Below are 14,298 nucleotides of genomic sequence, written 5' to 3' on the forward strand. Positions count from 1 at the left end.
CCTCAGCCCATCACTGCCATCAGACCGCCCGGCCACCCTACCTTTCATGCATCGCGGGACCGCTTGCCGTCGCGATCGACTGTCTACAGGATTCTGGACCTATGAAAACCAACACCAACTGGCTAATCCGCAACGCCAGCGCCATTCTCACCGGCCTGGCAGGTGATGCAGCACGTCACGCCGGGCCTGATATCCGTATCGTCGAGGGACGCATCGCGGTGCTTGGGCAACTCGAACCACAGCCGGGGGAGCAGGTCATCAATGCGCGCGACTGCGTGGTCTATCCGGCCTGGGTCAATACTCATCACCACCTGTTCCAGTCATTGCTCAAGGGCGAGCCCCAGGGACTCAATCAGACGCTGACGCCCTGGCTAGCCGCCACGCCTTATCGTTTCCGCGGTGCCTTCGACGAAGACAGCTTCCGTCTGGCCGCCCGCGTCGGGCTGGTCGAGCTGGTGCGTTCGGGCTGCGGCACGGTAGCCGACCACCACTACCTGTATTACCCCGGCATGCTGTTCGACAGTGCGGCGATCCTGTTCGAGGAGGCCGAGGCCTTGGGGGTGCGTTTCGTGCTCTGTCGTGGCGGCGCGACGCAAACCCGTCAGCTCGAAGCCGACTTGCCACAGGCACTGCGTCCTGAGCGCATCGATAACTACCTCGCCGATGTGGAGCGCCTGGTCGCGGCGTACCACGACCCGGCTGCCGATGCCTGGCGCCGGGTGGTCATGGCGCCGACCACGACATTGCATTCGACCACGCCTGAAGAGTTGCGCCTGACCGCAGACGTGGCGCGCCGTATGGGCATTCGCCTGCACAGCCACCTGTCCGAGACCGTCGACTATCTCGACGCGGCGCGCGCCAAGTTCGGCATGACTCCGGTGCAATTCTGCGTCGAGCAAGGCTGGGTCGGGTCGGACGTCTGGTTCGCGCATCTGGTCAAGTTGTTGCCCGAGGAAATCCGGCTGCTCGGCGAGACGGGTACCGGTATCGCCAGTTGTCCACAGAGCAACGGCCGGCTCGGAAGCGGCATCGCCGACCTGCCTGCGCTGGAAGCGGCGGGTGTGACCGTGTCGCTGGGCGTCGATGGCGCCGCGTCCAACGAGGCCGCCGACATGCAGTCCGAAGCGCACGCCGCCTGGCTGTTGCAGCGTGCCCGGAAAGGCGAACGTGCGCAGCCGCGCTATGACGGCGGCACCTTCGAAGGCGGCGCCGATGCCGCCAGCATCGAGGACGTGCTGCGCTGGGGTACCGCCGGCGGTGCCAAGGTGCTGGGCCTTGACGCCATCGGTACGCTGCAGGTCGGTCAGGCTGCGGACCTGGCCATCTACCGCCTCGACGACCCGCGCTATTTCGGGCTGCACGATCCGGCCATCGGTCCCATCGCCAGCGGCGGTCGCGCCCATTTACAGGCGCTGCTGGTGGGTGGTCGGCGGGTGGTCGAAGACGATGTCATCCCGGACCTCGACATGGCTGAACTGGGACGGAGCGCGCGCGAAGCCATGACGCGGCTGATGCAGCGCGCGGAGCCACTGGTGTGAGCTGGTTCGATATGCGCGTGCGCGCCCTGCGTGAAGAAGCACGCGACATTCTTGGCGTTGAGCTGGCGGTGGAGGATGGCGCGCCGCTGCCCTTCGACTGGTTGCCTGGTGCCCATGTCGATCTGCGTCTGCCGGATGGGCTGGTAAGGCAGTATTCGTTAGTCAGCCGGCCGGCCGATGGTCATCTGTATCTCGCCGTCAAGCGCGAGCCTGAATCGCGTGGTGGCTCCCGCTGGCTGCACGAGGCACTTCGCCTGGGCCAGATACTGCGGGTCGGCGCGCCGCGTAATCTGTTCGCCCTTGATGATGGCTCGGACGCGGTCATGCTGATTGCGGGCGGCATCGGTATCACGCCCTTGCTGGCGATGTACCGCAGCTGTCGCGAGACCGGCAGGCCGGTCCGGCTGCATTGTTTCGCACGCGAGCAATCAGGGCTGGCTTTTCACCGGGAGCTCGAAGGGCAAGCGGACGTGTTTCTGCATGTGGGTCTGGACCGTGCTGCGCTGCAGGATCGCCTAACCGAATTGCTGTCAGAACACGCCACGAAGGCCGGTCTGTATTTCTGCGGTCCTGCGGGCTTCACGCAACAGGTGCGCGAGCGTGCATTAGCTGAAGGTTGGCCGGAGTCGGCGCTGCACCAGGAGCATTTTCAGGCCACTAAAGAGCCGACCCCAGCAGGGAGCTTTGAACTGGTGTTGTCTGCCAGTGGCAGGCAGGTGCAGGTTGGAGCGGGCGAATCGGTTGTTGCGGCCGCAGCTCGTGCCGGGGTCGAGATTCCGCTTTCGTGTGGCATGGGAATATGCGGTTGCTGCCTGACCCGGGTGCTCGACGGCGTACCGTCGCATTGCGATGACTACCTGGATGCTGATCGCAAAGCCTCTGGCAATTGGATCTTGCCCTGTGTCTCGGGCTGTTCAGGTGCGCGGCTGGTATTGGACTGCTGAGACGAGCGCCGACATTTAAGGACAGTGGCGCTCCAGCGATGCAGCGCCGCCCATGGAATCGGGCGGCGCAGGCGATCAGAAGTGAGCCTTGACGATGGCGCTGAAGGTGTTCTGGTCGGTTGGGCCTACAAAGTTTTCGCTGACGAAGCCGCCGTCCTCGATGCCGTACTTGTTCGACCAATAGTCGTACTCGATACCGACATAGAGCTTGCCAGGCGTGTAATCCAGCGCCTTGCCCAGGTCGTACTTGACCTGCGGGTTGAAGTGGAAGTTCTTCTTCAGCTCGGTGTTGCCGTTTTTCTTGTCGTTGACTATCCAGTCGATGTAGCCGTCGAAGAGAATGTCGGACTTGCCCACGGGAATGGTCATTGCCCAGGTTGGGGTTACCTGCCACTGGCCGGAAGGCTTGCCGGTGGTGCCGTCGGGCTTACGGTAGTAGAGATTGAGGTTGAACCGATCAAAGCCGGGGATGCTCAGGTCGACGGCGGGTCCGAACAGATAGTTCTGGTTGGGAGTACCGTCATCCTGGCTTTCGCCGCGTTCATAGGTGAACGCGAGCAGCACATCCTTGATCGGCCCGAAGGACAGGTCGGTTCCGCTGATCTTGCCGAACGACAGACGTGGGCTGAACTCGCCGTAGTAGGTATGGCCTGCGCCGCCGGACAGGCCGTTGTACCACTTGTTGTCGACGAACAGGAATATGTCCCCCCAGGTCCAGCCACTGGCATGTTCGAAGGTGATCGTCTGCTGTATTTCGCCAGCATCGACTTTGAAGTCCTTGCCGTAGAGGTAGGTGAGGCTGTTGTTCTGCCAAAGCATAGGGGAAGCCATGGACTGGCCGGCGAACAGCAGGCCAGCGGCGAGGCCGGCCAGGGTGAGGCTTGCTTTCATCAATCTCTCCTTGAGGGTAGATCCGCTGGCTTAAGTTGGCCGAACGGTCAGGCATTGATGCCTAAGCAAGCGGCGGGCCAGCTTTCAAGGAGGTCTTCATGTATATATAAGTCCTTGAATTTAATCATTTTTTATAGGTGGCTGGCGTATGTCGAGAGGCCGCGAGCAGTACGCAAGCTGACCAATCGATCAGGCTGCCTCAACCTGGCGCACCGCTGCGGTGTGCTGCACGCCGGTGTGGCAGCCGAATCGGCTCGATGATCAGCCGCTGATCAGTTGCGCGGCGGCCTGGCGGTGATCGGCGATCAGTCCTGCCACATCGAGGCCTTCGATCTGCCCGTCAACCACTTGCCAGCGACCGCCGATCATCACGCGGTCGGCACGATCGGCGCCGCAGAGCAACAGCGCAGACAGCGGGTCGTGGCTGCCGGAGAAGCGCAGCTCGTTTAGCTTGAACATCGCGAGATCGGCCTGTTTTCCCACAGCCAGCTCACCAATGTCGTCGCGGCCCAGCAGCCGCGCCGAGCCGCGGGTGGCCCAGCCCAATGCCAGCTCAGGGGTGATCCTCTCGGCGCCGTAGCGCAGGCGCTGCAGATACAGCGCCTGGCGAGCTTCGAGCATCATGTTGGATGCGTCGTTGGAGGCCGAGCCGTCCACGCCCAGGCCAATGGGGGCGCTAGCAGCTTCCAACTCCAGTGTCGGGCAGATGCCGGACGCCAGGCGCATGTTGGAACTCGGGCAGTGAGAGATGCCGGTGCCGGCCTGACCGAGGCGGGCGATTTCATCGGCGTTGAAGTGGATGCCGTGGGCCAGCCAGGTGCGGTCGGACAGCCAGCCGACGCTGTCCAGATAATCCACGGTGCGCAGGCCGAAGCGCTCAAGGCAGAAGTCTTCTTCATCGAGGGTTTCCGCCAGATGGGTGTGCAGGCGAACGTCCAGGCGCTCGGCCATGGAGGCGCTGGCGCGCATGATCTCCGGGGTCACCGAGAAGGGCGAGCAGGGCGCCAGGGCGATCTGGATCTGCGCGCCGTCGCCGCGCTCGTGGTAGCGCCCGATCAGCCGTTCGCTGTCGGCCAGGATCACCTCGGCTTCCTGCACTGTCTGTTGCGGTGGCAACCCGCCGTCGGCTTCGCCCAGGCTCATCGAGCCGCGTGTGAGCATCGCGCGCATGCCAAGGTCGCGCACGGCCTGGACCTGCACGTCGATGGCTTCTTCCAGTCCTTGGGGAAACAGATAGTGGTGATCGGCGGCGGTGGTGCAACCTGACAGCAGCAATTCGGCCAAGGCGACCTTACTTGCCAGTTCGAGCTTTTCCGGGGTCAGCCGTGCCCAGACCGGATAGAGCGTTTTCAACCAAGGAAACAGCGGCTGGTTGACCACAGGGCCCCAGGCGCGGGTGAGTGTCTGATAGAAGTGGTGATGGGTGTTGATCAGGCCCGGCAGTACCACATGCTCACGGGCATCGAAGGTGCTGTCGACGGGGACGGTTGGCGTCTGGCCGGCGGCGAGCAGTTCGGTGATGACGCCATTGTCTACGACCAGTCCGCCGGAAGCGTCCTGATCGTTGGCAGTGAAAATAGCGAGGGGGTTCTTGATCCAGATGCGGGTAGCGGCCATTGCCGGCTCCTCCTGAAATGATGGGTTCAGAAAAGCCAGCTCAGTTATGCCCTGTCTGCTGATCCAGGGGGACGCCTAGTCGGGGGCGCCTAGTCGGGACGCCCCTTGGGCGCGAGGCGCGGACACACGATAGTGGCTTGCGGTTGGGTTGTCACCCGGAATGCGCGTTCCCCTACGACCGGACATCGGTAACGCTGAGCGCATTGCCCAGCTGATTTGCTTGGCGAATGGCCGCCCTGAAAAACGAAACCCCACCGAAGTGGTGGGGTTCGTCAACAGCTCGCAAAGCTGAGCGCGGCCTTCAGGCCTACAAAGCACACGCCTCTCCGCTCTCCGATCAACCGCCCAGGTAAGCGTCGCGCACCTTGGGGTTGCTCAGCAGCTCTTCACCGCTGCCTTGCATGACGATGCGTCCATTCTCCAGCACATAACCACGGTCGGCCAGCTTGAGCGCCTGGTTGGCGTTCTGCTCGACCAGGAAGACGGTCACACCATCCTCGCGCAGCTGCTCGATGATCTCGAAGATCTGCTGGATGATGATCGGCGCCAGGCCCAGCGACGGCTCGTCGAGCAGCAGCAGCTTGGGCTTGCTCATCAATGCACGGGCGATAGCGAGCATCTGCTGCTCGCCGCCGGACATGGTGCCGCCGCGTTGCTGGTAGCGTTCCTTCAGCCGCGGGAACAACTGCAGCGCTTTGTCCAACTGCTCCTGGAAGTCGCCCTTGTTGGTGAAAAATCCTCCCATGGCGAGGTTTTCCTCCACAGTCAGGCGGGCAAAGATGCGCCGCCCTTCAGGCACCACGGCGATGTCCTTGCGCATGATGTCGCAGGTCTGTTTTCCGACCAGTTCTTCGCCCTCGAAGCGGATGCTGCCTTCGGAGGCCATCGGCGTACCGCAGAGGGTCATCAGCAGTGTGGATTTGCCTGCACCGTTGGCGCCGATCAGCGTGACGATTTCGCCCTTGCGGACCTCGACGTCGACGTTATGCAGCGCCTGGATCTTGCCGTAGCAGGTCGAGACGTTTTCGAAATACAGCATGGTTACGCCTCCCCCAGATAGGCTTTGATCACGTCCGGATTGTCGCGAATCTGCTCCGGAGTGCCATCTGCCAGCGGGCAGCCCTGGTTGATCACGACGATATGGTCGGAAATGCTCATGACCAGCTTCATGTCGTGCTCGATGAGCAACACCGTCACGCCATGGGTGTCGCGCAGCATGCCGATCAGCGCCTTGAGGTCCTCGGTTTCCCTCGGGTTGAGGCCGGCCGCCGGCTCGTCGAGCATGAGGATGCGCGGGCGCGTCATCATGCAGCGGGCGATTTCCAGGCGGCGTTGCTGACCATAGGCGAGCGTGCCGGCTGGTCGGTTGGCGATATCCGTCAGGTTGACCTGCTCGAGCCAGTGCGCGGCGAAATCCATCGCTTCGTGCTCGCTCTCGCGAAACGCCTTGGTCTTCAACAAACCGGAGATGAAGCCGGTGTTGAGGTGGCGATGCTGGGCGACCAGCAGGTTTTCCACCGCGGTCATGTCCTTGAACAGCCGGACGTTCTGGAAGGTGCGAACCACGCCCTTGCGTGCGATCTTGTGGCCGGGCAGGCCCTGGATCGCTTCGCCGTCCAGCAGAATTTCGCCGGAGGTTGGCTGATAGAAGCCGGTCAGGCAGTTGAAGACGGTGGTCTTGCCCGCACCGTTGGGGCCGATCATTGAGACCACTTGTTTATCGTGTACGGTCAGGCCCACCCCATTGACGGCCAACAGGCCGCCGAAGCGCATGGTCAGGCCGCTTACTTCGAGAATCGGGCGGCTCATCGCTTCAGCTCCAGGTGGGGACGTTGCATGGGCAGCAGGCCCTGCGGACGCCAAATCATCATCAGCACCATCATGGCGCCGAACATCAGCATGCGGTACTCGCTGAACTCACGCATCAGTTCGGGTAACAGGATCATTACGATGGCGGCGAGAATCACCCCCAGCTGCGAGCCCATGCCGCCCAGAACCACGATGGCGAGGATGATGGCCGATTCGATGAAAGTGAACGACTCCGGTGACACCAGGCCTTGGCGTGCCGCGAAGAAGCTGCCGGCGAAACCGGCGAAGGTCGCGCCGATAGTGAAGGCCGAGAGCTTGATCACCGTTGGGTTCATGCCCAGTGCGCGACAGGCGATCTCGTCTTCGCGCAATGCTTCCCAGGCGCGGCCGATGGGCATGCGCAGCAGGCGGTTGATCACGAACAGCGTCAGCAGGACCAGCAGTAGGGCGATCAGATAGAGGAAGATCACCTTGTTGATCGAGTTGTAGGCGACACCGAAGAACTCATGGAAGGTCTGCATACCTTCGGCAGCGCGCCGGTCGAACGACAGGCCGAACAGCGTCGGTTTGTCGATGCCGCTGATACCGTTTGGTCCACCGGTCAGCTCGGTCATGTTGCGCAGCAACAGCCGGATGATTTCGCCGAAGCCTAGGGTCACGATTGCCAGGTAATCGCCCCGCAGACGCAGCACCGGAAAGCCCAGCAGAAAGCCGAACAACGCCGCCATGGCGCCGGCGATCGGCAGACTGAGCCAGAACCCGAAGCCGTAGTAGTGCGAGAGCAGCGCGTAGGTGTAGGCACCGACGGCATAGAACCCGACATAACCCAGATCGAGCAGACCGGCCAGACCCACCACGATGTTCAGGCCCAGGCCGAGCATTACGTAGATCAGGATCAGCGTGGCGATATCCACCGCACCGCGCGAGCCAAAGAATGGCCAAGCGAGCGCCACCAGCACCAGGCCGATGATGATGTAACGCTGAGTCGAGGGCAGGGTGAAGAAATTGCCGGCACCGGCGGGTATGGTCGGCAGGCTGGGGCTGGCTGCCCATCCCGCTGCCAGACGGGTGCGAACCAGCTGCCAGAAAAACATGGCCACGGCGCAGGCGGCGATGATCCAGAAGGTGGAAGCTTCGGCGCCATGGACCTCGACCTTGATACCCACCGTGGTGAGCTTCAGGCCGAATACCGGCACCGCGACGGCGATGACCAGCAGGGCACTGAAAAAGGCAGTACGCAGATGCAGAGTCATACCTTTTCCACCTCCGGACGACCGAGAATGCCGGTGGGGCGGAACAGCAGGACCAGGATCAGCAGGGTGAAGGCCACCACGTCCTTGTACTGGTCGCCGAAGATATCGGCGCCGAAGGCCTCGGCCACTCCTAGTACCAGGCCGCCGAGCATGGCGCCGGGAATGCTGCCGATGCCGCCCAGAACCGCGGCGGTGAACGCCTTGATGCCGGCCAGGAAGCCGATATGCGGGTTGATTACCCCGTACTGCATGCTGATCAGTACGGCTGCGACCGCCGCCAATGCTGCGCCGATGACGAAGGTCAGGGCAATGATGCTGTTGGTGTTGATACCCAGCAGGTTGGCCATTTTCAAATCTTCGGCACAGGCGCGGCAGGCGCGACCCAGACGCGAGCGCGAAATGAACAGCGTCAGGCCCAGCATGGCGAGGATGGTGACGACGAAGATCAATATCTGCATGTAGGAAACGACCACACCGTTCATGGCGCTTTCACCGAAGATGAAATTGCCAGGCATCAGGTTAGGAATCGCCTTGTCCTTAGAATCCTGGGACAGCAGGACGACGTTCTGCAGGAAGATCGACATGCCGATCGCGGAAATCAGCGGAATCAGACGGTTACTCCCTCGAAGCGGTCGGTAGGCGACCCGTTCGATGCTGTACCCGTAGGCGCTGGTGACGATCATGGCGGCGGCGAATGCACCGATCATCAGAATTGGTAGCGCATCGAGCCCCATCATCGTAAGCCCGACGATGGCGATGAAGGTCACGTAGGAGCCGATCATGTATACCTCGCCATGAGCGAAGTTGATCATGCCGATGATGCCGTAGACCATGGTGTAACCAATGGCTATCAAGGCATAGGTACTGCCAACGGTCAGGCCGTTGATCAGCTGTTGGAAGTAGTGGTAAAGCTCAGGCATTACATTCTCCTGAACATCCTGCGTCCGTGCTCGCTACCAATGCAGGCCTGCTTCGAACACGCTGCATGGAGAATGCAGCGCCAAGGGCTCAGTGCGGATCGCGCACCTACCTGTTCGACGCGGGCCAGCTCTGCAGGCTGCTCGCTTGGTTAAGGATGTTGCTGGGGCGGCCCTGTGCTTGTGGCCGAGTCAGCCCCGATCAGCTAAAACAAAGCCCACAGCGGGTGCCGTGGGCTTCGGTTGGTGGTTACTGGCTCACTTGGCTTCGGTCTTGGTGCCGTCCTGGTGCCATTCGTAAACCACGAAGTTGAAGTCCTTGAGGTCTCCCTTCTCGTCAAACGAGAGGTTGCCGGTCGGAGTATCGAAGGTGTTGCTGCGCAGCGCTTCGGCCACCTTGTCGGTGTCGGTGCTGCCAGCTTTCTCGATACCCTCGGCAATAACCTGGACTGCGGCGTAAGCGGGGAACACGAACGGGCCGCTCGGGTCCTGCTTCTTGGCCTTGAAGGCTTCGACCAGTTCCTGGTTGCGAGGATCCTGGTCGAAGGATTTCGGTAGGGTGACCAGCATGCCTTCGGAGGCTGCACCGGCGATTGCCGAAATTTCGGAGTTGCCGACGCCTTCAGGCCCCATGTAGCGCACGTTCAGGCCTTTTTCCTTGGACTGACGCAACAGCAGGCCCAGCTCCGGGTGGTAGCCGCCGTAATAGACGAAGTCGACACCGGCCTGCTTGAGCTTGGAGATCATCGAGGAGAAATCCTTGTCTCCGGCATTGATGCCTTCGAACACGCTGACCTTGACGCCTTTCTCTTCTAGCGTCTGCTTGACTGCGGTGGCGATGCCCTCGCCGTACTGCTGTTTGTCGTGAATGACCGCAACGTTCTGCGGCTTGACGTGGTCGGCGATGTAATTACCGGCGGTCGGGCCCTGCAGGCTGTCCAGGCCAATGGTGCGGAAGATCAGTTCGTAACCGCGCGAGGTGATGTCCGGGCTGGTCGAGGCCGCGGTAATCATCAGAATGCCTTCGTCTTCGTAAATATCCGAGGCCGGCTGGGTCGAGCTGGAGCACAGGTGGCCGACCACGAAACTGATTTCGTCATTGACGATCTTGTTGGCTACCGCAACCGCCTGCTTCGGGTCGCAGGCGTCGTCATACACGACGCCTTCCAGTTGTTGCCCGTTGACACCGCCCTTCTTGTTGATCTGCTCGATGGCCATCTGGGCACCGATGAATTGCATATCCCCGTACTGCGCGACGGCCCCCGTGACCGGACCGGCCAAACCGATCTTGATAGTGTCGGCGGCAAGCGTGTAGCTCGCGGCTCCCGTCAAAGCGATAGCCATGAAAAGTTTGGACAGACGCTGCTTGGTCATCATTTGCGCTCCAATTGCATATTATTGTTTGAATCCTGCTGGCTGCAGTGTCGTTAAGGGGCAAACGTCCCCAAACGGTACGGCAACTGTACCGGCACAGTGTAGAAGCGTCAGCACCTATTTGCACAGTCAGGAATTCGATCTCGTTTGATGAGATTTACCCGGGCGCTATCATTGCGCCCTTTCGAAACGGGTGAGTCTCATGAGCGAAGTACCAAGCACTCTCTATGCCAAGCTGCTGGGCGAAACCGCGTCGATCTCGTGGCACGAATTACAGCCTTTTTTCGCTCGGGGCGCTCTGTTGCGCGTCGCCAGCGACTTCGACCTGATCGAGGCCGCGCAGGCCGTGGCACAGGACGACCGGGAAAAGGTGGCTGCATGGCTGGCTTCAGGCCATATCGCCAAGCTCGAGGTCGGGCAGGCGCAGGACTGGCTGGAGCGGGATCCGCCACTATGGGCTGTGGTCGTTGCGCCCTGGGTGCTGGTGCAGGAACGGGCGGCGAAGCCCAGTCTGCACTGATCCGGAGCCTGTTCTCGTTTCGCTGGGAACGCGCCGGAGCCTGCTCCGGCGCCGGCCAAACGCCTAGCCACGCACCCAGCGCATCCTCACCCAGCCGCTCAAGGCGTCCACCGCCAGCACCATCAGCAGCATCGCCAGGATGACCGTTGACGCCTGGGCTTGCTGGAACAGGCTGAGGCTCATGTAAAGCATCTGCCCCAGGCCGCCGGCGCCGACGAAACCGAGCACACTGGCCATGCGGATGTTGTTTTCCCAGCGATACAGGCTGTAGGCGATTAGTTGCGGCCACAGGACGGGCAAAGTGCCGTAGCAGAAGGCGCTGATGCGATCGCTGCCTGAAAGCCGCAACGCCTCGGCGGGAGCGCTCGGGGTGTTTTCCAGGGCTTCGGCGAATAGCCGTCCCAATACGCCAGCGGTGTGCAGCGCCAGGGCCAGAGTGCCGGCATTCGGCCCCAGGCCAGCCGCCAGTACCATCAGCGCCGCCCATACCAGCTCGGGAATGGCTCGCAATGCGTTGAGTAGCAGTCTGGAGAGACCCTTGCCGAGTAACCCGAAACGTCCAGACGCTGGTAACGCCAATGCCAAGCCGAGTATTGCGGCCAACAGCGTGCCGATCGCTGACATCGCCAGGGTTTCCATCGCGGCATAGCCAATCGCGCGCAGGTGGACCGGTGATAAATCCGGTTCGAGGAAGCCCGACGCATACTCGGCCATCTGTCCCAGACCGTCGCGGCTGAACAGTGCACTGGCTTCGAGCTGCAGAAAGACGAACGAGCCGATCACCGCTGCGATCAGCAACAACGGCAAGGCATAGCGCGACAGTGCCTTCACACGAACCTCCGGCGCAGCAACTGGCTGATCAGGTCCGCCATCAGCACCAGGGCCAGGAAGGTCAACAGCATGCTGGCCACTTCACCACCGGCGAACATGCGCATCGATAAGTCCAGCTGCTGGCCTAGCCCGCCGGCGCCGACGAAGCCCATCACCACCGAAGCGCGAATCGCGCATTCCCAGCGGTAAACGGTGTAGGAGAGCATTTCACCCGCCGCTTGTGGCAGCACGCCATAGGCGAAGGCCTGCAGTCGCGAACCCCCGCCGCCGAGCAGCGCACGCGTGGGCAGCGGATCGACTGATTCGAAGATTTCCGCATAGACCTTGCCGAGCATGCCGGCATAAGTGATGGCGATGGCCAGTACCCCGGCGGTCGGGCCGAGGCCCACCGCGCGGACGAACAGCAGTGCCCATACGATCTCCGGCACGCTGCGCAGCACGATCAGCAGACCACGCACCGGCCAGCGCAGTGACTGCGCCCACCAGTGCGGCCGCCCGCCGCGGCTGATGGCCGAGATCGACAAGGCGCGTGTGGCCAGGATGGCGCACGGCAGCGCCACGACCAGCGCCAACGTCATGCCAGCGGTTGCGATGGCGAGCGTCTCCCACGTGGCTTGCCACAACAGGAGCAGGAAATCTTCGTCGTGCGCCGGCGGCCAGAAGCCGGAAAGGAATACCGCCATGGTGTCGGCGTTGCTGCCGTCGAATAGCACGCTGAGGTCCAGCTCGCTCAGCGACAGGCCCGGCCACAGCAAGGCCAGAGCCAACAGAGTCACCAGCAGACGCGGCCCGGCGGCTGGGTCGCGCTGTGCGATGGCAGGGTTCAGCATCGTGGAACGTGCAACGGCTGGCCGGGCAAGGACAGAGGCGCTTGTTCATTGCCCAGCTGCTCGTTGGCATAGAGCGCCTCGAGCTCGGCTGGCGTCACGTCCGTCGAGGCCTTGTCGAACAGGATGCGTCCCGCACGCACGCCGATAACACGCGGGAAGTGCTCAAGCGCCAGCTCTACCGCGTGCAAGCTGGCGACCAAAGTTGCCTGGCGGCGCGTGGCTTCGCTGTTGAGCACATTCAGCGAGTATGCGGCGAGCACCGGGTCCATCGCCGAGACGGGCTCGTCGGCGAGGATGAGCGTCGGGCTCTGATACAGCGCGCGGGCGATGCCGACGCGCTGCAGCTGGCCGCCGGAAAGCTGATCGCAGCGCTCGTAGAGTTTGTCGGCCAGATCCAGTTGAGCCAATGCCTGTGCCGCGCCTTCCTTGTCCAGCGGATAGACCAGGCTGAGCAGGCTGCGCCCCAGCGACCATTGCCCCAGGCGACCGGCTAGCACCGAGGTGATGACGCGCTGACGCGGCGGCAACGGTGGTGCCTGGTGAATCAGTCCGATACGGGCGCGGAGTCCCTGCCGGGCGCTAGTCGACAGCGACCAAGGCCGGCATCCGAGCAGCTCCAGCCGGCCAGTACTTGGCGGTAGATGAGTCGCGAGCAGACGCAGCAACGTGGTTTTGCCCGCACCGGAAGGTCCGATGAGGGCAATTCGCTCGCCTTTGAAGATCTGCAGATCGAGATCACGCAGCGCGACATGGCCGTTGGCGTGTCGATAGCTCGCGCCCGATAGCGTCAGGACAGGCTCGGCGCTGCTCGTGCATGTCGTCAGCAGCGCCGAACTCGATGTTGAATGGCTCATTCCGACCTGCCTGCTTGCCGCTCTCCAAACGCCCACAGGGCCGTTGCAGAACGGCCGGCAAGGCTCACTTCAGCAGGCCAGCGGCGCGCGCTGCTTCCTCGATGCCCTTGTAGTTTTCCGGGCGGGTCTCGATGAAGCGGCTGGCAGCCTGCAGGTCGAGAATTTTCTTGTGCTCCGGATTCGCCGGATCGAGTTCGAGGAATGCGGTCTTGATCTTTTCGACTAGCTCTGTATCGAGGTTGCCGCGCACCGTCCAGTTGTAGTCGTAGTAAGGCGGCGTCGTGGAGATCACGCGGACCTTGTCGGTATCGACCTTTCCAGCGGCGACCAGCTTGTCCCAGACCGAGGCGTTGAGCACGCCGGCATCGGCCTTGCCCGCCTCAACCCAGGCGGCGGTGGCATCATGTGCGCCGGAGTAGGCGATGCGCTTGAAGAACTGCTCGGGATCGATGCCGTCCTTGATCATGAAATAGCGCGGCATCAGGCTGCCGGACGTCGACGACACGGAGCCGAAGGCGAACGTCTTGCCCTTGAGATCCTGCAGGGTTTTCACTTCGGGATCGGCGGTGATGAATTTGCTTGTGAATTTCTCGTCCTGCTCACGCTGCACCAGAGGAATCGCATCGCCGGTCTTAAGGCGGGTCTGGACGAAGGTGAACCCGCCAAGCCAGGCCAGGTCGAGGCGGTCAGCAGCCAGGGATTCGACCACGGCGGCGTAATCGGACACCGGGGTGAACTTCACCGGCATGCCCAGCTGTTTTTCGAGGTATTGGCCCAGCGGCTCGAACTTGCGGATCAGCTCGGTCGGCGCTTCATCGGGGATCGCCGATACACGAAGGGTTTCGGCGGCATGTGAGGTGGCAAAAGACAGGGAAATGGCAAGGCCGGCGACGGCTGCCAGGGAGCGCTTCAACATTGTG

The 14,298-nt window shown here is 62.3% G+C and carries 14 protein-coding genes; 3 read left to right on the forward strand and 11 right to left on the reverse strand.

Features of this window, described 5'->3' with window-relative positions; all coding sequences use genetic code 11:
• Positions 1 to 101 precede the first annotated feature (101 nt).
• Both GYM54_RS19095 and GYM54_RS19100 read left to right on the forward strand, forming a co-directional pair.
• Positions 102 to 1,538: an amidohydrolase family protein gene (locus GYM54_RS19095; protein WP_131651076.1), complete on the forward strand. Its 1,437-nt coding sequence runs from the start codon at positions 102 to 104 to the stop codon at positions 1,536 to 1,538.
• Complete coding sequence (locus tag GYM54_RS19100; RefSeq protein WP_197445499.1) at positions 1,535 to 2,482, forward strand: PDR/VanB family oxidoreductase; 948 nt, start codon at positions 1,535 to 1,537, stop codon at positions 2,480 to 2,482. The genes GYM54_RS19095 and GYM54_RS19100 overlap by 4 nt, the downstream gene beginning before the upstream one ends.
• A 75-nt stretch (positions 2,483 to 2,557) precedes the next feature.
• Here the strand turns inward: GYM54_RS19100 and GYM54_RS19105 are convergent, their stop codons facing one another.
• The 7 genes from GYM54_RS19105 to GYM54_RS19135 form a co-directional block, all read right to left on the reverse strand.
• Entirely contained in the window at positions 2,558 to 3,373 is an 816-nt protein-coding gene (locus tag GYM54_RS19105; RefSeq protein ID WP_197445498.1) for an outer membrane protein OmpK, read from the reverse strand.
• Between the two features lie 261 nt (positions 3,374 to 3,634).
• Positions 3,635 to 4,990: an 8-oxoguanine deaminase gene (locus tag GYM54_RS19110; protein WP_197445497.1), complete on the reverse strand. Its 1,356-nt coding sequence runs from the start codon at positions 4,988 to 4,990 to the stop codon at positions 3,635 to 3,637.
• A 337-nt stretch (positions 4,991 to 5,327) separates the two neighbouring features.
• Positions 5,328 to 6,029 carry an ABC transporter ATP-binding protein gene (locus tag GYM54_RS19115; protein ID WP_131651080.1) on the reverse strand — a complete coding sequence of 234 codons (702 nt, stop codon included), beginning with the start codon at positions 6,027 to 6,029 and terminating at the stop codon, positions 5,328 to 5,330.
• A gap of 2 nt (positions 6,030 to 6,031) precedes the next feature.
• Positions 6,032 to 6,799: a high-affinity branched-chain amino acid ABC transporter ATP-binding protein LivG gene (livG, locus tag GYM54_RS19120; RefSeq protein WP_131651081.1), complete on the reverse strand. Its 768-nt coding sequence runs from the start codon at positions 6,797 to 6,799 to the stop codon at positions 6,032 to 6,034.
• Complete coding sequence (locus tag GYM54_RS19125; protein ID WP_197445496.1) at positions 6,796 to 8,052, reverse strand: high-affinity branched-chain amino acid ABC transporter permease LivM; 1,257 nt, start codon at positions 8,050 to 8,052, stop codon at positions 6,796 to 6,798. The genes livG and GYM54_RS19125 overlap by 4 nt, the downstream gene beginning before the upstream one ends.
• Entirely contained in the window at positions 8,049 to 8,972 is a 924-nt protein-coding gene (gene livH / locus GYM54_RS19130) for a high-affinity branched-chain amino acid ABC transporter permease LivH (protein WP_131651083.1), read from the reverse strand. Before livH ends, GYM54_RS19125 begins: the two co-directional genes overlap by 4 nt.
• 255 nt (positions 8,973 to 9,227) lie before the next feature.
• Positions 9,228 to 10,346 (reverse strand): branched-chain amino acid ABC transporter substrate-binding protein, encoded by a 1,119-nt coding sequence (locus tag GYM54_RS19135; protein WP_131651084.1) that lies wholly within the window; start codon positions 10,344 to 10,346, stop codon positions 9,228 to 9,230.
• A 199-nt stretch (positions 10,347 to 10,545) separates the two neighbouring features.
• Here GYM54_RS19135 and GYM54_RS19140 point away from each other — a divergent pair, with 199 nt between their 5' ends.
• The gene (locus GYM54_RS19140; protein ID WP_197445495.1) at positions 10,546 to 10,863 is read left to right on the forward strand and encodes a DUF2288 domain-containing protein; all 318 of its coding nucleotides are present in this window, start codon (positions 10,546 to 10,548) and stop codon (positions 10,861 to 10,863) included.
• A gap of 63 nt (positions 10,864 to 10,926) precedes the next feature.
• Here GYM54_RS19140 and phnE (GYM54_RS19145) read toward each other — a convergent pair whose 3' ends face one another.
• The 4 genes from phnE (GYM54_RS19145) to GYM54_RS19160 all read right to left on the reverse strand — a co-directional run bounded on the left by phnE (GYM54_RS19145) (position 10,927) and on the right by GYM54_RS19160 (position 14,294).
• Positions 10,927 to 11,694, reverse strand: coding sequence for a phosphonate ABC transporter, permease protein PhnE (phnE, locus tag GYM54_RS19145; RefSeq protein ID WP_197445494.1), 768 nt, complete (start codon positions 11,692 to 11,694; stop codon positions 10,927 to 10,929).
• Positions 11,691 to 12,524 (reverse strand): phosphonate ABC transporter, permease protein PhnE, encoded by an 834-nt coding sequence (gene phnE / locus GYM54_RS19150; RefSeq protein WP_131651087.1) that lies wholly within the window; start codon positions 12,522 to 12,524, stop codon positions 11,691 to 11,693. Before phnE (GYM54_RS19150) ends, phnE (GYM54_RS19145) begins: the two co-directional genes overlap by 4 nt.
• Complete coding sequence (locus tag GYM54_RS19155; RefSeq protein WP_197445493.1) at positions 12,518 to 13,378, reverse strand: phosphonate ABC transporter ATP-binding protein; 861 nt, start codon at positions 13,376 to 13,378, stop codon at positions 12,518 to 12,520. Before GYM54_RS19155 ends, phnE (GYM54_RS19150) begins: the two co-directional genes overlap by 7 nt.
• Positions 13,379 to 13,442: 64 nt before the next feature.
• Positions 13,443 to 14,294, reverse strand: a complete 852-nt coding sequence (locus tag GYM54_RS19160) for a putative selenate ABC transporter substrate-binding protein (protein ID WP_197445492.1) — start codon at positions 14,292 to 14,294, stop codon at positions 13,443 to 13,445.
• Between the last annotated feature and the right edge of the window lie 4 nt (positions 14,295 to 14,298).

This window comes from Pseudomonas sp. MTM4, assembly GCF_019355055.1.
Lineage (GTDB): Bacteria > Pseudomonadota > Gammaproteobacteria > Pseudomonadales > Pseudomonadaceae > Stutzerimonas.